The sequence below is a fragment of the Ensifer sp. R1-3 genome (assembly GCF_056739175.1).
The window spans coordinates 41,362-60,299 of the sequence record NZ_CP096519.1 but is presented as its reverse complement, the minus strand read 5'-3'; the positions used below and the strand labels follow the sequence as shown (position 1 = coordinate 60,299).

Sequence of the window (18,938 nt, the reverse complement as noted above, 5' to 3'; positions counted from 1 at the left end):
GTCACGGTCCGTAAGAGTTGGTGCCCCAAAAGCGCTTGTTGGGCGTGCGGGGCGTCTTGCGGGACGTCACCTGCATCACGTCGAGGATCCTGTTGTCCCAGGTGCAGAGCGAGAACAGGACAAGGTAAGCAACCGGCGCGATGAGCAACGCCAGGAGGTCGTTCGTTGCAAGCCAGCCGATGATGGTGACGCCAACGATCAGCACCACCGCCATGTAGGGCACGCCCCAAAGCGTTGGGGACCGGGTTAACCCGATCACCAACGGCGTCAGAGCTGGTTTTTCGTCCTGAAACTCACTCATCGGTCACTGACCGACCGCCGAGATCATCTCGTCGACGATCGCGGGTGCGCCAAACACCAGACCGATTCCCATCACGACCGCGCCGGCAGTGAACCACGACAAGCGTCCGGCGAATGCCAGAAAGCCAAGGCCAATAACGGCGATGATCGCGAGCAGCCGACCGAACGGGCCCGTGATGAAATCGACGATCATCTGTACCGCCGTCTGCAGCGGCCCGAAGGCGCCGCCTGCACTCTGCGCGAGAGCAACATCAGCGCCCGCGACTTGGAATGCCGCCACAATGCCGAGCGTGGCTGCGAGCTTCACCGCCTGAGATTTCCTCGTTTGCATTTCAAATTGCATGTTTCTCTCCTTCAAAAGTGCATGACACCGCCGACAAACTTGCCGGTCTTCTTCACGGCGATGACACCGGCGTCGCCGCTGTCAGTCGCATCCGAGACCGCCTGCGGAGCGGCGGCCGGCCTCGCCTTGCCTTTTGCCGACGGCATTGGCAGCCCGAGTTGGTAGTTCACCACCTTGGCGACGTACCCGACTGTTTCCTGGAACGGCGGGATGCCGCCGTGTTGGTAGATCCGCTGTTCGCCGCTGTTGTAGGCAGCCGCGACCAGGAGCGGGTTCTGAAACTCATCGAGCAGAAAGCGCAGGTACTTCATCCCGCCCTCAATGTTCTGTGCGGGATCACAGATGTCCTTGACGCCGAACCGCGCAGCCGTAGCAGGCATGAGCTGCATCGGTCCGCGCGCGCCCTTTGGGGAATTGCGGCTTTGGTCAAAGCCGCTCTCCGCCCAGGCGATGGCCGTCGCGAAGACTTCATCGACGCGAAATTTGCGCGCCGTCTGCACAACCAGAGACTTAACCTCTTCCGGGCTGAGCGGAGACGGACCGCACTCATACACGTCCTTGGTGTTGTCTTTGATCTGCCGAACTGCATCGATTTGCTGTAGCGAGCCCGTGGGAGCTTGCGGTTCATCAACCCTGTTCGGTACGTCGTTCGAGGGGGCGAAATTGCTCAATGCTGCATCAATACGATGCAGACCCCCAAAATTATGGTGGCCTTGGTCAGCTTTGTTCTGACCCGCATTTTGCTGCTTCACAACGCCATCAGCGCCTAGCACGAACTCCTTCTCTGAGCCGCGCCAGCGCTCATCGAAGTTCGTTGCAAGCTCCGCCTTGCGCTCGTTCGTCCAAGTGCTTCTTTTTGCTATAATACCTGAAGATTTCTGCCCATCTTGGGCGTAAGAAATCTGAACCCAGCTCGTGCACAAAAGGGCGCTTCCCGTCAAAGCGGTCCAGCCCAAAACGCCTGCAAATCTAGCCCTTTTTTCCATCGCCGCGCGCCTAACTTGCGGTGTTGTGATCGAAACGAAAACCAACTAAGCTGGTGAAGGTATCGCATCGATTTGGTTCAGCGATACAACTTTTCGAGGCAGACTTAAACCCCCTATTGCAGGGGAACGAGATGAAGCAATATGGGTAAGGGCTAGAAAATGAGACGGACCATCATCGCCGCACTCGCAAGTTGCGCAATCGCAACACCTGCTTTGTCCGTCTCGGACATCAACAAGGATTACATCAAATCGCTCGCAGCGCCGGGCAAGACGGTTCTCGTGCTCGAATATTACGACGGAAGCGGGAAGGTGGCCGATCGGAAGGGCTATGCAACAACGGCCGGATTTAAGGCCGTTTCACCGACCGACTTTCGCGTGGATGACAAGACAACACTGCACCTTTTTGGCCTGGAGCCATGCAAGGGCGAAATGGTCAATCGCAGTGAAGACTTCGCCGGGAGCTGCACCGTTTATGCGCAGCAACAGCTTCAGGTCCTGTTGCACAACCCGAAGGTCGTGTTTTGCCGCGCCTTCGTGAGCGAGCAAGGTTCGCCGGTCCAGAACGCCACCTGCTACGGCTACTATAATTTCCCCGGTAGCCTCGACTCCGTCGATATGTTCGAGGAGCAGCTTTTGTCGCTCGGCGCGCTCCGCCTCGCAAAAAAGCCAGATGGGACTCCCGTTCGTCCGGATCTCTCCAAAGCTGAGGAGATTGGCAAGAAGGGGTCATTCGGGATGTGGGCCGATCCGAGGGTGAAGGGTCAATGAGAAGGGCTCTTTCCCTTCTGTTGGCTCTCTTGCCGACATTCGTATCCGCAGCGCCCGCGGGCTATTTCGATCTTCTTCCTGGCGTCACCCTGGAAACGGGCGACACCTGGGTTTCCAATGGTGAAAGATTCCGCCTCTATGGCGTCCAGTCCTGTTTGCGCGGCACTGCCTATACGGACAAGCACGGGCAGAAACGCGACTGCGGCGAGGCGTCCCTTGCCGTGCTGGCGGCCTATATCAAAGACACCAAACCCGTTTGTGCCCCGGTGGTGAAGAATGACGGTATCACTTACGTCGTCTGCTACGCGACAGTTGGGAAGGAGCGGCTTGATCTGGCAAACGTCCTGATCACGAGCGGATACGCCTTCGCGGCCCTCAACGGTGAGGGCATGCCCTATCACGTCCCCTATGCCGTGGCTGAGAAACTTGCGCGCGATAAGCGTGCCGGCCTCTGGCAGTTCGAAGACGTCCAGCATCCGGCCATTCTCTTGAGCCGCGAGGTGAATGCGCGAACCAAGAAGGCAGGTCAATGAAGCGATACCTACTTGCAGCCGCCGCGCTCGCTACGATCCCCCATGCAGCGACGGCCGCGGATCTCATCAAGATTCCGGCCGCGGCGGCTCGGCCACCGCAGAGATTGAGCCAGGCTCCGATCTACCAAAATCCGGTTTATAATGGCCGAGTCGCCGTCATGGACGGCCGCACCCTGTGGTATCCGCAATATGCGCAGCGTGTTCGCCTCGTCGAGATCGACGCGTGCGAGCTCCCACAGTGGGCGATTGATCCCAAGTGGGTGGATCGCCAGCGGCAAAAGGCGCCTTCACCCGTTCCGTGCGGCCCACTTGCAAAGGCTTGGCTCAAGAGGACCATAGGCAGCAAACCGGTCGAATGTACCGTCTTAGCCTATGGCAATGACGGTGTCCCCCAGGCCCGCTGCACGTCAGCCGGCCGCGATATCGCGGCCGAGATGCTTCGTGTCGGATGGGCGCGTGTCGCGTCGCCCTATTCATACAACAGCCAATACCTGGCCTATCAGCAGCATGCGATGGCGGCCCGGTATGGCATGTGGGCCGCTTACGTTCTCGACATGAACGAGTGGCGTCGCAAGGCCGTCGACAAGACGCTAGACCGTCAGCCGCTCGCCGACTTCAACCTGCTTGTCGAACGGGAAAGCGAAATATCGCCGCCCTTCATCGACGCGCGGAAAAAGCCGAAGAGGACAGACCGATAGTTGCCAGACTTCGCACATCTTGCGAGCTCATTCGCAACCGATCCGCTGGCGAGCTTAATGCTCGCCATTCCCTTATCGTTTGCGCTCATCGTCGTTTCGGAACGAATCTGGTGGGTGCACGGTCCGTTCGCCCTGGCGCTCCTGATCCTTTCGATCCTCTTTCTCGATCGACGTCATCTGGCGCTGGACAGCTTTCTCGTCGGCTTATTCGCCTTTCCACCGCTTTGCCGGGACATTCCCAACCAGCCGATGCTTTTTCGGATCGGGATTCTCTGGTTTTCAGCCTTCGCGCTCGGTGCCGCCATCATCTACGCAGCAGGCGGTCGGGTGCACCACGCCACACCGCTCGACAAGCTATTCGTCGACCGGGAAGCTCCAGCTGCAACCATCATCAGGGCCAACTGACATGAAACACCTGCTTTATGCTGCAGCCGGTCTTGCTGCGCTTACCTTCGCCCCCACAGGAGCAAAGGCAGAAGATGCTTCCTGGGGCTGCCAAGTTCTCCTTTGCGCTGCCTCGCAAAATCCGTCCTGGCAGGGCGTTCCCTATTGCGTGCCCCCGATGAAGAGGCTGATAACCGCAATGTCAAAGCCCGGATTTGATTGGCCCATTTGCCACGAGGCGAAGGCCGGCGAGCCAGGCCGGCAAGAGTTCGAGGACTGCCCTGCAGGGGCGCGCCCCACCTCCAGCAATGATGGGAACGACAACGGCTTGCACCGCCGCAACGAGGAGGACCAATGCGTCCGGGTCGTGGACAGATGCGAGAACAGCGGCGAGTACAACCGCCTCTATGGTGACGAGGACGCCAACCAGCGTAACGGCGTGACCGTAAGGTCCATCAGCGGCAACAGCGACCATTTCGGGAATCGCGACAATCGCTACCACGGCTGCAAGGTGCAGGTAACTTCCCCCCGTCCGCGGCGCGCAAATCCCTGGTTCTTCGACATTCCCAACGACAAGGGCGTCAAAGAGCGCTTCTGGTTCAATCTACGTACCTAGCCTTGCCTAAGAGGAAGAATCTATGCACCAGAACGCCATAATCGCGATCGCAGCCACCCTCGGTATAGCGGCTGGCGCCGGCGGCACCTACATTGCAACCTCCGAGCCGAAAGTCGAAGCTCAGGCCATCTCGAAAGCCGAACTGGTTGCTGCTATCTCCGCTGATCCATCCCTTTGCCCTATTCCGACTGTTGAAGCGCCGACAGAAGCCCAAGCATTGGCCGCTTACCGCAAAGCACATGCGGCGTCTCCTCTCGTTTGGGATCGGAATAATCTGCCGGAAATCTCTTTGGCACTCGGCCAATGTGACAAGGCCGGGGCAGGGCCAGGCGTCGCCTGCATGGCCTCGGTTAAGATGGGACCCGAAGCGCGGCCTATCGATCAAATCGTCGGCTTCGTTAAGTCGGCCTCGGGCGAGTGGATCGCCACAATCAACTAACAAAAGCGCCTCCTTCAAGGCGGCTTCTTGTTTCGTTCTGCCTATGCGAGGAGAAAATATGCGCCTTTGGCCGTCAGTTGGCTGCACGGCTCCTTCAGTTGAGTTTCAGATCGATCCCCGGATGTAGTTTCCTTAGGTTTGGCAGGGATTTCGACTGCCACGGGAACTCCGAGGTTCCGCGGATGGTCACGTGTACGTTCGGTAGCTTGCGAGCTGCGATCGTCAGTTTTGCAAGTAGGTTGATCCCGGACGAGTTCAAAAACTGCAGCCCGGTCAGGTCGACGGTGACGCGCTCTGGCTCGTCATCGAGAACGCTCATGACCAGAGAGAAAATCGGAGCATAGGCCTCCGTGCTCGGCAGGCGCATGGTCCCATCGAAGTAGATGTCCTTGCCTTCTGCCCAAACGCGATAGTCGTCGTCTTTGATTTCCATTGTTCAAATCTGCCCATCAAGCCGAGAGATCGGGAACTGCAAGCGCAGCATAGGTTTCGAGCGGGATGCGGCGCTCCTGGTCGACGGATCCGAAGACCCAGGCGAAATGAGCGCCATAGTCGCTCATGAGCGTTAGAAGACCGAGCCCAGAGCCACCCGCTTCCCCCATTGCGTTCGCTTCGATCCGCTCTATGAGGAGATCGCCCGGGTCCCCCGTGGCGATCTCCGAAAGTAGATGCTGAAACCGCTCGGCGGTACCCTTTTCGACGAAGTTGGTAACCTTCGTCCGGAAGGTGTTATCGGCTATCGAGGCCTCCACGACAATTTCACCGGACGCTCGGAATTTCACGGCGTTTTCGATGAGCTCGTTCGTGAGATAGCCGACGTTGTGCCTGACCTCCTTGTAGACGTTGCGGGAGGTTCGGTAGCGCAAGGCAACGAATTCTGCGACGAAATCCGAGGTCATCGCACAGTGCTTCCAGCCGAGGTCGAGCGGGCCATCGAACAAACGGAGTTTGGCAACGTTTTCGCCCGTGCCGATCGCGACGTCTTCCAGTCCAAACAAAGTGGTCATCGCCTACCTGTGCCTCATCACTACCAACGTGATATCGTCATGGATCTTCTGCGTGCCGATATGCGCCACCAGGTCGTCGAGAATGCCGGTCTTGACTTCTTCGGCGCTGCGGCCGGAAAGACGACGTGCGCTTGCGCAAAGCCTCTCGATGCCGAACAGTTCTCTGCTGCAACTCTCGGCCTCGGTCACGCCGTCTGTGTAAAGAATAGCCATGTCCCCGCGTGCAAAGGGGATGTCTTGCGTCGCGACAAAGGCCGAGATGTCGGACTCCAAGCCAATCGGCAAACCGAGATCGATCGTATCAATTCGCTCGACGGTTCCGGCAGCCCGGACCATGATCACTTCCTCATGCTGTCCTGACAGTGTTAGCCGTCCAGCCCGGTAGTCCAAAAACGCAAGCGACAGATGCTTGTCGGTGCTGGTTCTGACGATGTTCTTGTAAATGGCTCGATTGAGCCTATTGAGGAACTGCGAGGGGTCCATTTCACCGGATTCCTGCAGTGCCCGCGCGACCGACTGCACCATCAGCATCAGCACGCCGCTCTCGAGGCCGTGCCCGGTGACGTCGCCGATGCCGATCTTCAGCCGCTCTCCGTCCCTCAGCACATCATAATAGTCGCCGCCTACCTCGTCTGCGGGTCGCATATAGGCAGCGATCTCTACGTCCGCGATCTCCTCAAGCTCGCTGGCCTTGGGCAGGACCATCATCTGGATCTGGCGCGCGATGTCCAGTTCGGCGCCGAGGCGCACGTTCTCGCTGCGCAGCTGCTCGTTCAGGGCGGATATTTGCAGGTTTGCCTCTTCGATCTCCTTCGTCCGATCCTGGACGAGTTGCTCCAGGTTTTCGGTGTGATAGCTGATCTGCTCGGCCATGCGATTAAAGGCGTTTCCGGCCTCGCCGACCTCGTCGCGCGTCGGAATGTTGACGCGGACGGAATAGTCCTTGAGTTGAATTCGTTTCGCCGCATCGGCAAGCGCGCTGAGGCCGCTGGTGATCCGCCCGGAGATGGCGAACACTGCCGCTGTGACAAAGAGGAGCGATATGAGCAGAGCCAGCACCTGATAGACCAGGATTCTGTTCGCTGCCTTGTTGATGCCCGCCTGTGCGGCGAAGAGCGAGGCATAGATTTCACGCTCCGGCACCACGATCCCAAGCAGCATGGATTCACGACGAACCGGGCCCGAGGCCCAAAGGTTCGTCGGCTGCAACTGTTTCAGCATGACGAGATAGGGCACCTTCTCGCCGTTTTCCTCGAGCAGGACATGCTGCAGCAGCCCGTCCTGCTCCAAGGGCAATTTGGCGATCGCCGATTGTGCGCTGCGGCGCAATGAACGATTTAGACCCGTCACACCTTGGCCGTTGACGTCGCTGGACGTCTGCAAACCGATCACCTTTTCGCCGACCGGGTTAATGGCGACGACATTGCCGTCGGACATGGTGAGGAAGCCGAAGCCGTGGTCGGCGACCCTGACATTCTCAACAATCTCTGCCAGTTGGTCGAGGGTGATATCGGCCCCGGCAGCACCCGCGACGCGGTCACGGCCGCGCGACCAGAGCGGCTGGAAGAAGCTGACGATCAGCTTGCCGGTGATCGCGTCGGTGTAGGGTGCCGTCTGTGTGATGTCGTTTTCTACCGGGCGCGACGCGGGATCCGCCGCCCATTGCTCCCACGATTCATACAGTCCCGGGAAGAAGAACGGCCAGAATTCCGCCTGGTTGTGGCCCGGGTACAGCCTGTCGAAGGTCTGGGCCTGATCGGTATACGGAGCTGTGCGAAAGATCGGCCGCTCCTTCGGGCCGATATAGTACATTTGCAGTTTCGATAGGCCGTTTGCCAGAAGGCTCGGAGCAACGAGGTCAACTACCGCGCTGTTCTCGATATCTCTTTGCACCTCCGGCAACGGGACGCGGTTGGAACCGAGCAGATAGCCCCAAACGCTGACGACTGACGAAGAGCCGGGCAAGTTCTGTGCCCACCCGCCCTTCTCGTTGTAGCTGACCGTGACGGCTCCCGGCGCACTGCGGGCCAAGGCTTCGCCAATCTGAGTTTCCCTTTCGGGATGATCGATCTGCGCCTGCAGCACACCCGCCAGAGCGCCGACATCAGAGTGAACCTGGTCTAAAAGCAGATTGACGCGCCCGGCCGTCGTTTCCGCGTAGGAGCGGATATAGTCCTCGTTTGCCGCCTCAAGCCCCTCACCGACTTGTGCCGTCGCGTCTCGCGAGAGCCTCTGCACGTTCCAGAGAGCAAGGCCGCCGGTAACGAGCAGGTCGAAAAGCACGGCGCCGCCGACGACTAGGATGAACTTGGCGCGGAACGAGCGCGCACCGACGCCGTTGGTCGCCCGGTTGAACGGCATCATAGCGGCTTGCGTCCCGACGCTGCCCAGATCGGCCAGCCTGCGTAGCCTTTGGGGTGAAGGGCTGCGAAGATATGATCGCGGAATCCCTGGCGGAAGCGTTCGATGAATTCTGGAGGATCGCCGCGCTTCACTGCCATTTCGCCTGCGTAGACGTTCTCCCAGGCGGTAATGATATCGGCAAAGTCCTGCGGGTCCCCATCGAGATTGGTAACCATGAAAGATTCGACTCGTATGTCGTCGAATCCGGCATCGGTGAGATAGCGGCGGCTCTTCGGGCCGAGTTCCACATCCATCTCGAAATGGGCGAACAGCTTGGCTACCTCGTCATAGGTCCATTGAATGCTTTGCGCTCGCGGCTCGCCGAGACAATGCGAATTCTTCTCGTTGGTTATGTACACCCGTCCGCCGGGTTTGCAGATCCTGTACAACTCTTTCAGGAGCAGGTCCGGTTGGTTGAAAATCTGCAGCGAGTGGCGACAGGTCACGAGATCGAACTGATTGTCCTCAAGCAGCATCTCGGACGCGTCGCCATAGGTATACTCGATATCCGTGATTCCAAAATTTGTCGCCACGTCTCGGGCATATGCAAGGCTTGCCTTCGAGTGATCGAGAGCCACGATCCGGGCCGGTTCAAACTCCTTGCGCGCCAGCACGGCGAAGTCGCCGATGCCACAGCAAATGTCCGCCATATGAATTCCCGGCCGCATGCCGTGCCGCGGTAGAATGGTTCGCTCATGGCGCCAGGTCATCTTGGTTTGCGTTCGAAGAATCGGAATGAAGCTGGTGTCTTCGACGAAGGTCTGGCCAGGATAGAACTTGGAATCGTAGACTTCGACCGTGATCTGCGGTTCGATGTTACCGAGATGGCGGAACATCCGTTCGGTCCAGCCGACGACGCTCGAGGTGACGATGACGAAGCGGATATCAGACCTGGTGCGGCAGGCGTCGATAAAAGCGCGCGCAAAGGCATGGAACGCCGTATTGTTCATCTGCGCGAGGCGCTTCACATTGAAGTAGAGAATGCCGCGCGCCTCGTCGATCGCTTGCTTCAGTTGCGTAACCGTCGCGGCGATCTCATCCACAGAATGAGGGCGGATGACGCCGGCTAGCGAGAATTCCTGGCTATTTGGGTCAAATTCTGCCCGATAGGGTTCGGAAAGGACTGCCGAGCTCAATTTACAATTCCTTCAAGAGGCAAGTCCACCACAAGGGTGATCGAGGGGGAAGCTTGTTCCTCCAGGCGAATTTCTGCGTCGAAGTTGATCGCCAGATCGAGAAGGATCACCTCACGGCTGGGCGCAAGGTCCGTTAGAATGGAATCAAGATACCGGGCATAGCCGCTGCCGTTTCGGGTTCTGGAAACCGCCTCGCGGTAAAACTGCGACTGCGCCGAGGGACACGGAAAGGTGAGTTTTACTCGCTCCGTCGGACCGTGGCGGTAAACCGTACAACCGAGCTTCCCATCGGGAATCCCGCTTCGAAACGACATTTCCAAGAGTTCGTTCAAAGCGGAGGACAAGAAGTTCGAATGTCGCACAGGATCTGCCCGATTGTGGCTGATCATCCGCGCTACGAAGCTCGATAGCTGATCGCAATGGTGCCAGTTCGACAGAAATGCTTCCATTTCCATTTCGAACTGCAGTAGCGGCTCGAAAGCTGCACTCTCAACGGCTGCATTCATGCTATTCCTCCTCCGCTCGCTCAAGCATCCCCTCTCAGCGCATAGCCTCTTGAGGCGCTCTTGCAAAGCGGAAAGGATCTCCAAGCCGCGGTCGCAGACCGCTTTGCGCGCCAGCTGTCGCGTTACGCGAAACGTGTTGTTGCGCATGCAACCTTTCACGGGGGATTTATGGCGGCCGCTCACACTGTCAATGCCGGTGAGTTCGGAGGAGGTCGCACCCGTTACTTGACGGCTCGAAATGATGACCGGGTCGGCAGCACAAATTTACGCATTGGCACTTGCAACCCCATCGAAGGACGGGTTCCATGCGGAACGCCCGCTGGGCACACTTCAACAATCATGCAGCGAACTAGTTCGGGCGCTCCTCACTCGTTGCACTTCGTCCTCGTCGACTGCGCACCAGTCGCCAATCCGACAAATGTCGATGCCGACTTCCGCATCTCGATGACAGAGGATCAGTTTATCTGCTCTACGATACATATGCGAGGCGACATACGCGCGACTCTGCCCTTCATCATCAACGATTTCGAGTATATATCGCAAACAAATCACCCGGCGTTAATTGTACAATCTGTGGAGTATTCGCCAATGCTTGTGGGAGGCTTGTACCCTTCCGGCCAAAGGATTGCTTTCAATTCTGCCGGACACGCGGCTCCTAGCGACAGCCAACAAGCGGCTTCGCGCATTAGATTCAGCCACTTCTGCCTTCTGCGCACCCGCTTTGCGTTTGGTCAGGCCGTTGCTATAACCTTTGAGCGAGAAGGTGGAACAGCGAGCAGCGACATGAGGGCGGACTCAAAACCGACCGAAGGCTGGCAACGGGGCCACTGATCGAGCCGTACGACTTACAGCGAAGTGCGAAAAGCCTCGGAAGCAACGAGAGTTTCGGGAATGAGTGATTTTGATGCGGCGTTTGGTTTTTCTCTCAGGGAAGCCGAAGAGCTCATTTCGTTTTATGAGAGTAACGCCAGACTGGTTGGGTGTTCTGCTGCCGTCGGGCGGAAATATCAGATCGCCGTGTCATGGCACGCCACAATTTGGAGTGTGTATCCGGAGCTCTTGAGTTCTACCCACAAGCTGGTCGTGGAATCGGTGCGTGCCACCGGTTTCCCCCGAACGATCGACGTCGCCCCTGCGCGCAAGCTCTTTATCTTCCGCACGGAACGTGGCCTCCTCGGGATCTTCGAGTTGGGAGAGGCCGCAACCCTGGCGTTGTCTTCGCATTCCGAGAGCGACGAGCGCGTCCGCCTTCGCCATCAGGCAATGCACGACGCATTAACCGGACTACCAAATCGTCGGCAATTCAGCGACGATCTCGATGCCCGCCTGCCTGTGCAAGGGGGGGAAAGACTTGCGCTTATGCAGATCGATCTGGACGACTTCAAACCTGTCAACGACACGCTCGGGCACGCTGCCGGCGACCTCGTCCTCCAGGGGACCGCTGAGCGACTTCAGGGCCTGCTTCGTGTGGGAGACATCGCTTATCGGCTTGCCGGCGATGAATTTGCCGTCATCCAGCGAAGTGGTTGGCCGATGGAAGCCGAACTCCTCGCGGAATCGATCGTGGATGCCTTCAAAGAGCCGTTCACCCTGGACGGCATCGATGTGTACGTTGGTGCGAGCGTCGGAATTGCACTCGCACCGGAGGACGGAAACGACAGCGAGCAGTTAATGAGGGCTGCGGATATAGCGCTCTATGCTGCCAAGAACGACGGACGCGGGCGAGCCAGAAGCTTCAATCGCTCCATGCTCATTATGTTGGAACAGCGCGAGATGCTAAGGCGCAGTCTGCGCGTTGCGTTGCAGGAGCGGCAGTTCTTCCTCGAATACCAACCACTCGTAGAATCCAACGCGATCGTCGGCTTCGAGGCTCTGCTGCGGTGGCAGCACCCTTATGCTGGAACAGTCCCGCCAAGTCTGTTCATTCCCATGGCGGAAGCGGACGGACTGATGGGAGAAATCGGCGAATGGGTGCTCGATCAGGCCTGTCGACAAGCGGTCACGTGGCCCGACCACTTTACCGTAGCGGTCAATCTCTCGCCGGCCGAGTTCCTGCGCAAGGGACTCACCGATCGTATTGCCCACACCGTCGATTCCGTGGGTCTGCCGCCGGAACGGCTTGAACTGGAAATCACCGAATCGGTGCTGCTCGAGCGCACCATCAACAATCTTGACACGCTGCATACTCTGGAGGTGCTGGGCGTCAAAATCTCGCTCGACGACTTCGGGACGCAATATTCCTCCTTGGCGTATCTCAAGAATTTCCCTTTCGATAACATCAAGATCGATCGATATTTTATCAAGGACGTCGAGACCGACGACAAGAGTCAGACGATCGTCCGCGCCATCATCGCACTTGCGCACGGTTTGGGAATGCGGGTCACAGCCGAAGGTGTGGAGACAAGGGATCAGGCGAACTGGCTTGGGAAGCAAGGTTGCGATCGGCTGCAGGGCAACCTGTTCAGCGCCCCTATACCCGCCGCCTCGATGGAAAAATTCCTACGGCAATCATCCATGGCGAGCCGATAAATCAACCCATTGAGGAATGCTCGTAAATTCCAGGCCGCTGATGGGGGAACCTAGCATTCTCGATGCCCGCTTTGGCAAACGAGATTGTACACGCTAGAGGATGCCAAATAGCGCGAGCTCGTAACGGCGAGGCACGGCGATCACCTCGGGCCAGACTATTGGTCGGTAAATTGGTGCCGGTCCCACGCGCCATCCTCGAGGCGCCGGTCTTCAATGAACTTCCCGACCGGCAGGATGTCGGGCGCATCGATCAGTACCTGCGCCATTGCGCCGTTCTCCGGGTCCTTGCAGCCGAAATTGAATACGAGGCGGTCCGTGCGGTTCTGGTCCGCCCAGGTAACTGCCACGGTTGCGTGGTCGGTCACCATTCGGTCGCATCGAGAATGGCCGACGGAAATGTCTTCCGTTCCTTTCGGGCGATAGGGAGCGAGAACTCGCTGGAAAGCCGACCATTCTTCCGGGGTGATCGAGAATAGGTGTCGCCCGCGGGCCGTCGTGAATTGGCGTCCATCGAACATTCCGCCGCCATCGGCGGTTACCTCGAAGCTATACACTGGGCACTCACCCAGGCAGGGGCCGTGCTCGAAGGTGATGCTTTGGCCCAGCGCCGGTACGCTCGGCGCAAAGGTTGCCAAAATGGTTGTGATCGCTGCTCTCGTGATGATTGACATGGCCTTGGTTTCGCTCTGGAGAGCAAACGTTACCCTAAAAGCCTCCGAGCGCCTATTCCGGGATCGGCGGAAAGAAAGATGTGAGAGCATCCTGCACTTGGCCTTCTACTTGGCTAGCCTCTGTGCCCAAGGGAGATCGTGCCAGGCGATGTTGCTGAGGAATGCCGAGCAACATGGCACAGTGGAAAGCATCGCGCGCATCTCCCTGGTGGCGAACTTCTCCTACAACGCTGATGCCCTGCGGACTGCGGGAGGGCAGCACGCATGGCCAGTCTTCGAAGTCACGGACCTTCGATTGCCCAGCGCATAAATGAACTTCTAGAGGACATGCCCCTATTTTGAACATGCGGCTATCCATCTGCGCTCCAGCATTTTTTTTAGTAACATTTGGTTTCTTCATGCATTTTCCGATTATGACGACGCGCAGGTATCGCATCAGACAGGAACCCGATGGCACATGGACGGTGTTCGACGTGTTCACCGGCCTCCCTGTGACCTTCGGCGATGAAGGTGTGGCCGTGGATTATGCCGAGCAAGAAGCGCACAGCATCGCCTATCTGTTGAACGTCAATGATGCGCTCAGGAGAGGTATGATCTTCCCGAGGAGAAGCGCCTCCAGGTGACCGAGCTTGGTTCAGGACGCCAGAGACATTTAGGCGCCCGGTGCTTGCCCGCGGCGAGATTGTCAGTTTGGAGGAGGAGGGTCGGTACCTGCGGCAGGTTCCCAGGGCAGTACCGGTCGCCAAAACCTGGACGCGATAAGGGTCAAATACGGGAGGGAAATTCCGGCTGCCGAGATTTCCCGACCATATCTGTGAGGTCTGGACGGAGACTTCGAGTTCCGTCAGGTTCTGCCGCTCGTCCGTCTACGCTACGTCCACGGAACTTTCATCCAGCAGCGACAGTAGCCTCATGGGTGCCCAGGCGAGATACGATTGACTGCACCCCAATCTTCCAGACCGAAACCATCACGATGATTCCGCAGGCCTTTAACCACTTGCATCCTCACTCACGGTACAAAGATGCGCTATGCTGCGCTCTTCGTCGATGCCGCACGAAGGATCACTCGACTATGCCGCTTCTCGCTGCCTGCATCGTCATGGTCCTATTTTTCGGGCATACAGCAGCCCGGGCGGACGTCTCCGCATGGATCGGGGAATGGCATTCTGGAAATGAAAAGACGATCGGCATATCGGCGGGCTCGCGGGCGAAGGAACTTTTGATCGAAGGCGCAGCGACGTTTGGCGCTCAAGATTCCGATCGGATCGCCTCCGGATCGATCAACGCTGGAAGCTTTTCCGTTGTCTGGAGCGTACCCGAAGGCGATGTCCGCGTGATTGCTTTCACTATCGACGATGGGCGGGCGATCGAATTTGAGGGAGGCGATCACTTCTCATGCCGGCTCCGCATCGAACAGAGCGGCGATCATTTGGACGTTTCGGACAATGGTCAGTGCGGGGGTCTCAATGTGACCTTTACGGGAATTTACCGTCGAAGCGGCAACCGAGATTGATGGAACTCATGGCTGAGCGGACGTGCTCATGCTGCGTCTCACGAAAGCGATGCGTGCAATCGAGGGCTGCGCTCAAGGCGAAAGGCTTCTCGTCGGCTCGAGCGAACGCCTCATGGCAACTGGGAAGAACAGCGTGACTTATTGAGTGCTCCTATCCCCACCGGCTGGATAATCATCCGGGGCGAGCTGGTAGAACTTCGATGGGTCTACTCACTCGCAGAGGAGGCTCGATCATTAAGCAGTTGCGAGATGGCGGTCATCAGTTGGGGCATCGCGAAAGGTTTCTCCAGCATAATGCTGTTCGGAACCCCCATGGACGGCCAATCTGCGGCGCCGTGTCCACTGACGTACACAACCCCTATATCGGGGTCCCGCTCGCGAGCGATGCGTGCTATCTCCCAGCCATCGAGCTCCTCACTGGAGAGCCTGATATCGGTAATCAAACCCATGGCGGTATTTTGCTCGCTGTTGAGGTAGGTGACTGCCTTTGCTGAACTGCTGAAGGAAGCGACATCGAAACCGCCCTCAGTCAGCGCCGCTTCAAACTCCAAGAGCAACAGCCCCTCGTCTTCGACGAGTATGATCGTAACCGGTTCCATCAATCCCCCTGACTTGTCGCAGGAAACGCCCAGGAAGCGCAACGGTTCCCTTCGTCTCTCCTTCGGATGGATAGGAAATCTCGTGGGAAGTTCGAGCGGCCGTCAGGTAGCCAGTCGGAGTAGGTGCCGGCAGGCGCCGCCGTCACGGCGAGATTCCGATTACCAGGTTCTGCACTGGACTGGAAAATTCGGCCGCCTGCTTTTTCACAGGTGCTTGCGGCGCTGTGCGCCCTGTTGCTCGAACTGCCCTTCCTTCCGGTTGAACTCTAGCTCGAATGAATTATTGATGGCCGTATGGCAAAGCGGTTACTGAGTCGGCGCTCCGGCTCGCCGGTCATTTTCTTATGTATGCTGCTCGCGGGTTGTACCGCCCGAGAGGGCGTGCGCATGCCAACGGCAGCGGCAATGGTGCCGCCCGAGAGTGCTCTCGTGCTGCCGCCACCTGGCGGCCCGGCAGTACTAAGCGTCGTCGAGCGGCGGACCTCGAACGCAGTGGAGCAGGACATCTATCTGCACACATCCGCTGCCACGCCGGGCCAGAACGTCTTGCGCGTGCAGTTTTTTGGACCTGTAGGCGCAAGCAACGCGCAGGAGAGAACCGCCTACGTTCCGATCCGGTCTTCCGAGATGATGCGGGAGGCCCATCGCGCAATACCCGGAGCGGCCCTGAGGCAAACGGCCGATTACCTGCAAAATAACTACGGTCCGTTCAGCTACGCCTTCGGCCGCGGTCAGGGCGACGATTCCTGTCTTTACGCCTGGCAACAAATACGGCCGCCCCAGCACCGCCGCTCGCCATTGCGGGACTATGGAACCATCCAGATCCGCCTTCGCTATTGCAAGACCGGTGCGACGCAAAGCGAGCTTCTGGCGGCTGTGTATGGCTATACGATCCTTGGCACTTTCGCTGATCCGGACTGGAACCCCTATGGCGAACCACCTGCCGTTGATCCGGCTTTGGGCCGGGCGGGAAACCCGATCTATAGGCATGAGCGGCCGCTCGCTGCGGCGGGAGCGCCCATTCAGCCGGTCAGAGTGGTGCGGTCGCCTCCCGAGCCTACGAGTGCGATCAGGCCGGAGCCGCAACAGCGGACGGCGGCCCCTGCCGCGACCGTGGTCCCTACACCCACCGGTTCGCCTCAAATGAATCCGCCGGTTCTGTCCGGCAATAGCGCGACTGTCGTTCCCACGCCGGCTTGTGGAGCGCAGCCGGCAAGTGAATGCCCTTGAGCCGCGGCTCGCCGATCTTGAAACAGGCTCATCTTGGGCCAGCAGTACTGCATGACGCCGTTTGCTAGAAGGCAGATCTATGCGTAAAGTTTTCGTCCTTGCTGTCTGGGCGTTCATCTCACTCTGTGTCGTGGCGATCATCACGCTGCCGGTCAACTTACAGACGCAGTTGATCGCCAGCCTTCTCATCGTAACGCTGATGGCCGCTATCAAGCTCGTGAATGCCGGGGGTAGGTGGCGCCTGATTGCGCTCGCCTTCGGAACGGCGGTGGTGCTGCGCTATGTCTATTGGCGCACGACCGGAACATTGCCGCCCATCAACCAGCCTGAGAACTTCATCCCCGGCTTCCTTCTCTATCTCGCTGAAATGTATAGCGTCATGATGCTGGCGCTCAGCCTCTTCGTCGTCGCCATGCCACTTCCCCCGCGACCCTCCCGGGCAGCAACGCCAGGCAACTATCCGAAGGTCGACGTGTTCGTTCCTTCCTACAACGAAGACGCATCTCTCCTTGCCAACACGCTCGCGGCTGCCAAAGGCATGGACTATCCAGAAGACAAGCTTACGGTGTGGTTGCTGGACGACGGCGGTACGCTGCAGAAGCGGAATTCGACAAATCTCGTTGAAGCGCAACGCGCCACCGCACGCAATCTGGAACTGCAAAAGCTGTGCACCGATCTCGGGGTCCGTTACCTCACACGCGATCGCAACGAGCACGCCAAAGCCGGCAATCTCAACAATGGCATGTCGCATTCCGACGGAGATCTGATCGCTGTTTTCGACGCGGATCATGCGCCCGCCCGCGACTTCCTGCTGGAGACCGTCGGCTACTTCGAGGACGATCCGCGCCTGTTTCTCGTGCAGACGCCGCATTTCTTTCTCAACCCGGATCCGCTCGAGCGCAATCTCAGAACATTCGAGAAGATGCCGAGCGAAAACGAAATGTTCTACGGCATTATCCAGCGTGGTCTTGATAAGTGGAACGCCGCTTTCTTCTGCGGTTCCGCCGCCGTGCTTAGACGCAAGGCGCTCGAGGATACGGGTGGCTTCAGCGGCAAGAGCATCACCGAGGATTGCGAAACGGCGCTGGCGCTGCACGGACGGGGTTGGAACAGCGTCTATGTCGATCGCCCGCTGATCGCAGGGTTACAACCCGCGACATTCGCAAGCTTCATCGGTCAGCGGAGCCGCTGGGCGCAGGGGATGATGCAAATCCTGATGTTCCGATTCCCCCTGTTCAAGCGTGGGCTGACGATACCACAGCGCCTCTGCTACATGTCGTCAACACTGTTTTGGCTTTTCCCGTTTCCGCGCACGATCTTCCTGTTCGCGCCGCTCTGCTACCTGTTTTTCGATCTACAAATATTCACCGCGTCGGGCGGCGAGTTCATGGGATATACGCTTGCCTACCTCGTGGTGAACCTGATGATGCAGAACTACCTCTATGGTTCGTTCCGATGGCCGTGGATCTCCGAACTCTACGAGTACGTCCAGACCGTTCACCTTCTTCCCGCTGTCGTTTCGGTGGTGTTGAATCCGCGTAAGCCGACCTTCAAGGTCACCGCAAAGGACGAATCCATCAAGGAGAGCCGTCTATCGGAGATAGGTCGACCCTTTTTTGTGGTCTTCATTGTCCTCTTCATCGCGTTGTTGGTGACCGCGTACCGGGTCTACATGGAACCCTATAAAGCGGATATCACCATGGTCGTTGGTGGCTGGAACCTTCTCAACCTCATAATGGCCGGATGTGCTCTGGGTGTCGTCTCCGAACGTGGGGAAAAAGCCGCGTCGCGACGCGTCAAAATAAGTCGCCGCTGCGAATTCTCGACCGGCGAACGGTGGTATCCGGCGACGATCGAGGACGTCTCCGCGAATGGGGCCCGCATCCAGGTTTATGGACTTGCCAAGGACGATTTGTCTGTCGAGGCGCGGACGGAAATCCGCTTCGAGCCTTTCGCTGGGGATGGCACTGTCGAGATTCTGCCGATGGCAGTCAGAAACGTGGAAGTTACCGGCGATATTACCGCAGTCGGTTGCCGCTTCCTGCCGGAGGTTGCCCGCCACCATAGCCTCGTCGCAGATCTGCTGTTCGCAAATTCCCGGCAATGGAGCGAATTCCAGCACAAGCGCCGCGGCAATCCGGGTCTGGTTCGCGGTACCCTTTGGTTCCTCTGGCTTGCCTTCTACCAGATGGGCCGGGGCCTAATCTATTTCCTCCGCAGCCTCGGTTCTTCCCGCAAAGAGGCGAGGGTGGTTCGTTGAAGAGATTATCGGCCTTC

At 58.4% G+C, this 18,938-nt stretch carries 22 protein-coding genes; 11 read left to right on the top strand and 11 right to left on the bottom strand.

The window, feature by feature from the left end; all coding sequences use genetic code 11:
- Nucleotide 1 precedes the first annotated feature (1 nt).
- The 3 genes from M1D43_RS31860 to M1D43_RS31850 are packed head-to-tail and all read right to left on the bottom strand — an operon-like array spanning nt 2 to nt 1,566.
- Nucleotides 2-301: a VirB3 family type IV secretion system protein gene (locus M1D43_RS31860; protein WP_014531077.1), complete on the bottom strand. Its 300-nt coding sequence runs from the start codon at nt 299-301 to the stop codon at nt 2-4.
- A gap of 3 nt (nt 302-304) precedes the next feature.
- The gene (locus M1D43_RS31855) at nt 305-643 is read right to left on the bottom strand and encodes a TrbC/VirB2 family type IV secretion system protein (protein WP_015241462.1); all 339 of its coding nucleotides are present in this window, start codon (nt 641-643) and stop codon (nt 305-307) included.
- Nucleotides 644-654: 11 nt separating this feature from the next.
- Complete coding sequence (locus tag M1D43_RS31850; RefSeq protein ID WP_498815210.1) at nt 655-1,566, bottom strand: lytic transglycosylase domain-containing protein; 912 nt, start codon at nt 1,564-1,566, stop codon at nt 655-657.
- A 222-nt stretch (nt 1,567-1,788) separates the two neighbouring features.
- Between M1D43_RS31850 and M1D43_RS31845 the strand changes: the two genes are divergently transcribed.
- From M1D43_RS31845 to M1D43_RS31820, 6 genes are read left to right on the top strand one after another with little or no spacing between them, the layout of a single operon-like run.
- Nucleotides 1,789-2,397: a hypothetical protein gene (locus tag M1D43_RS31845; RefSeq protein ID WP_498815194.1), complete on the top strand. Its 609-nt coding sequence runs from the start codon at nt 1,789-1,791 to the stop codon at nt 2,395-2,397.
- Nucleotides 2,394-2,930, top strand: coding sequence for a thermonuclease family protein (locus tag M1D43_RS31840; protein ID WP_498815192.1), 537 nt, complete (start codon nt 2,394-2,396; stop codon nt 2,928-2,930). Before M1D43_RS31845 ends, M1D43_RS31840 begins: the two co-directional genes overlap by 4 nt.
- Nucleotides 2,927-3,628 (top strand): thermonuclease family protein, encoded by a 702-nt coding sequence (locus M1D43_RS31835; protein WP_498815191.1) that lies wholly within the window; start codon nt 2,927-2,929, stop codon nt 3,626-3,628. The genes M1D43_RS31840 and M1D43_RS31835 overlap by 4 nt, the downstream gene beginning before the upstream one ends.
- Nucleotides 3,629-4,033, top strand: coding sequence for a hypothetical protein (locus M1D43_RS31830; RefSeq protein WP_498815190.1), 405 nt, complete (start codon nt 3,629-3,631; stop codon nt 4,031-4,033).
- 1 nt (nt 4,034) lies between these two features.
- Nucleotides 4,035-4,628: a hypothetical protein gene (locus M1D43_RS31825; protein ID WP_498815189.1), complete on the top strand. Its 594-nt coding sequence runs from the start codon at nt 4,035-4,037 to the stop codon at nt 4,626-4,628.
- Between the two features lie 22 nt (nt 4,629-4,650).
- The gene (locus M1D43_RS31820) at nt 4,651-5,067 is read left to right on the top strand and encodes a hypothetical protein (RefSeq protein WP_498815188.1); all 417 of its coding nucleotides are present in this window, start codon (nt 4,651-4,653) and stop codon (nt 5,065-5,067) included.
- Between the two features lie 94 nt (nt 5,068-5,161).
- Here the strand turns inward: M1D43_RS31820 and M1D43_RS31815 are convergent, their stop codons facing one another.
- Genes M1D43_RS31815 through M1D43_RS31795 form a run of 5 tightly spaced genes read right to left on the bottom strand, consistent with a single transcriptional unit; the run spans nt 5,162 to nt 10,119 of the window.
- Nucleotides 5,162-5,500: a slr1659 superfamily regulator gene (locus M1D43_RS31815; protein ID WP_498815186.1), complete on the bottom strand. Its 339-nt coding sequence runs from the start codon at nt 5,498-5,500 to the stop codon at nt 5,162-5,164.
- Nucleotides 5,501-5,516: 16 nt separating this feature from the next.
- Nucleotides 5,517-6,074 (bottom strand): slr1658 superfamily regulator, encoded by a 558-nt coding sequence (locus M1D43_RS31810; RefSeq protein ID WP_498815185.1) that lies wholly within the window; start codon nt 6,072-6,074, stop codon nt 5,517-5,519.
- Between the two features lie 3 nt (nt 6,075-6,077).
- Nucleotides 6,078-8,438, bottom strand: coding sequence for a SpoIIE family protein phosphatase (locus M1D43_RS31805; protein WP_498815184.1), 2,361 nt, complete (start codon nt 8,436-8,438; stop codon nt 6,078-6,080).
- Complete coding sequence (locus M1D43_RS31800) at nt 8,435-9,613, bottom strand: class I SAM-dependent methyltransferase (RefSeq protein WP_127643357.1); 1,179 nt, start codon at nt 9,611-9,613, stop codon at nt 8,435-8,437. The genes M1D43_RS31805 and M1D43_RS31800 overlap by 4 nt, the downstream gene beginning before the upstream one ends.
- Entirely contained in the window at nt 9,610-10,119 is a 510-nt protein-coding gene (locus M1D43_RS31795; RefSeq protein ID WP_498815183.1) for a ubiquinone biosynthesis methyltransferase UbiE, read from the bottom strand. Before M1D43_RS31795 ends, M1D43_RS31800 begins: the two co-directional genes overlap by 4 nt.
- A gap of 891 nt (nt 10,120-11,010) precedes the next feature.
- Here M1D43_RS31795 and M1D43_RS31790 point away from each other — a divergent pair.
- Nucleotides 11,011-12,648, top strand: a complete 1,638-nt coding sequence (locus M1D43_RS31790) for a putative bifunctional diguanylate cyclase/phosphodiesterase (protein WP_498815181.1) — start codon at nt 11,011-11,013, stop codon at nt 12,646-12,648.
- A 155-nt stretch (nt 12,649-12,803) separates the two neighbouring features.
- On the opposite strand, the gene M1D43_RS31785 is transcribed toward M1D43_RS31790, so the two are convergent.
- Together M1D43_RS31785 and M1D43_RS31780 are read right to left on the bottom strand one after the other, a co-directional pair.
- Complete coding sequence (locus M1D43_RS31785) at nt 12,804-13,202, bottom strand: DUF6438 domain-containing protein (RefSeq protein WP_498815180.1); 399 nt, start codon at nt 13,200-13,202, stop codon at nt 12,804-12,806.
- Between the two features lie 169 nt (nt 13,203-13,371).
- Entirely contained in the window at nt 13,372-13,719 is a 348-nt protein-coding gene (locus M1D43_RS31780) for a hypothetical protein (RefSeq protein ID WP_498815179.1), read from the bottom strand.
- Between M1D43_RS31780 and M1D43_RS31775 the strand changes: the two genes are divergently transcribed.
- Together M1D43_RS31775 and M1D43_RS31770 are read left to right on the top strand one after the other, a co-directional pair.
- Nucleotides 13,718-13,942 (top strand): hypothetical protein, encoded by a 225-nt coding sequence (locus M1D43_RS31775; protein ID WP_498815178.1) that lies wholly within the window; start codon nt 13,718-13,720, stop codon nt 13,940-13,942. The two genes, M1D43_RS31780 and M1D43_RS31775, sit on opposite strands and share 2 nt — an antisense overlap.
- Before the next feature lie 449 nt (nt 13,943-14,391).
- A complete protein-coding gene (locus M1D43_RS31770) occupies nt 14,392-14,832 on the top strand; it encodes a hypothetical protein (RefSeq protein ID WP_498815177.1) in 441 nt (146 codons plus the stop codon).
- A gap of 206 nt (nt 14,833-15,038) precedes the next feature.
- Here M1D43_RS31770 and M1D43_RS31765 read toward each other — a convergent pair whose 3' ends face one another.
- Nucleotides 15,039-15,431: a response regulator gene (locus M1D43_RS31765; RefSeq protein ID WP_498815175.1), complete on the bottom strand. Its 393-nt coding sequence runs from the start codon at nt 15,429-15,431 to the stop codon at nt 15,039-15,041.
- 294 nt (nt 15,432-15,725) lie between these two features.
- Here M1D43_RS31765 and bcsN point away from each other — a divergent pair, with 294 nt between their 5' ends.
- Together bcsN and bcsA are read left to right on the top strand one after the other, a co-directional pair.
- A complete protein-coding gene (gene bcsN, locus M1D43_RS31760) occupies nt 15,726-16,661 on the top strand; it encodes a cellulose biosynthesis protein BcsN (RefSeq protein ID WP_498815174.1) in 936 nt (311 codons plus the stop codon).
- Between the two features lie 79 nt (nt 16,662-16,740).
- Nucleotides 16,741-18,921 (top strand): UDP-forming cellulose synthase catalytic subunit, encoded by a 2,181-nt coding sequence (gene bcsA, locus M1D43_RS31755; protein ID WP_498815173.1) that lies wholly within the window; start codon nt 16,741-16,743, stop codon nt 18,919-18,921.
- Nucleotides 18,922-18,938 lie beyond the last annotated feature (17 nt).

What these genes read in the sequence shown, in the direction of transcription:
- M1D43_RS31860 (WP_014531077.1), bottom strand. Translation starts at nt 301, where the DNA reads ATGAGTGAGTTTCAGGACGAAAAACCAGCTCTGACGCCGTTGGTGATC.
- M1D43_RS31855 (WP_015241462.1), bottom strand. Translation starts at nt 643, where the DNA reads ATGCAATTTGAAATGCAAACGAGGAAATCTCAGGCGGTGAAGCTCGCA.
- M1D43_RS31845 (WP_498815194.1), top strand. Translation starts at nt 1,789, where the DNA reads ATGAGACGGACCATCATCGCCGCACTCGCAAGTTGCGCAATCGCAACA.
- M1D43_RS31840 (WP_498815192.1), top strand. Translation starts at nt 2,394, where the DNA reads ATGAGAAGGGCTCTTTCCCTTCTGTTGGCTCTCTTGCCGACATTCGTA.
- M1D43_RS31835 (WP_498815191.1), top strand. Translation starts at nt 2,927, where the DNA reads ATGAAGCGATACCTACTTGCAGCCGCCGCGCTCGCTACGATCCCCCAT.
- M1D43_RS31825 (WP_498815189.1), top strand. Translation starts at nt 4,035, where the DNA reads ATGAAACACCTGCTTTATGCTGCAGCCGGTCTTGCTGCGCTTACCTTC.
- M1D43_RS31820 (WP_498815188.1), top strand. Translation starts at nt 4,651, where the DNA reads ATGCACCAGAACGCCATAATCGCGATCGCAGCCACCCTCGGTATAGCG.
- M1D43_RS31815 (WP_498815186.1), bottom strand. Translation starts at nt 5,500, where the DNA reads ATGGAAATCAAAGACGACGACTATCGCGTTTGGGCAGAAGGCAAGGAC.
- M1D43_RS31810 (WP_498815185.1), bottom strand. Translation starts at nt 6,074, where the DNA reads ATGACCACTTTGTTTGGACTGGAAGACGTCGCGATCGGCACGGGCGAA.
- M1D43_RS31805 (WP_498815184.1), bottom strand. Translation starts at nt 8,438, where the DNA reads ATGATGCCGTTCAACCGGGCGACCAACGGCGTCGGTGCGCGCTCGTTC.
- M1D43_RS31795 (WP_498815183.1), bottom strand. Translation starts at nt 10,119, where the DNA reads ATGAATGCAGCCGTTGAGAGTGCAGCTTTCGAGCCGCTACTGCAGTTC.
- M1D43_RS31790 (WP_498815181.1), top strand. Translation starts at nt 11,011, where the DNA reads ATGAGTGATTTTGATGCGGCGTTTGGTTTTTCTCTCAGGGAAGCCGAA.
- M1D43_RS31775 (WP_498815178.1), top strand. Translation starts at nt 13,718, where the DNA reads ATGCATTTTCCGATTATGACGACGCGCAGGTATCGCATCAGACAGGAA.
- M1D43_RS31780 (WP_498815179.1), bottom strand. Translation starts at nt 13,719, where the DNA reads ATGAAGAAACCAAATGTTACTAAAAAAAATGCTGGAGCGCAGATGGAT.
- M1D43_RS31770 (WP_498815177.1), top strand. Translation starts at nt 14,392, where the DNA reads ATGCCGCTTCTCGCTGCCTGCATCGTCATGGTCCTATTTTTCGGGCAT.
- M1D43_RS31765 (WP_498815175.1), bottom strand. Translation starts at nt 15,431, where the DNA reads ATGGAACCGGTTACGATCATACTCGTCGAAGACGAGGGGCTGTTGCTC.
- bcsN (WP_498815174.1), top strand. Translation starts at nt 15,726, where the DNA reads ATGGCAAAGCGGTTACTGAGTCGGCGCTCCGGCTCGCCGGTCATTTTC.
- bcsA (WP_498815173.1), top strand. Translation starts at nt 16,741, where the DNA reads ATGCGTAAAGTTTTCGTCCTTGCTGTCTGGGCGTTCATCTCACTCTGT.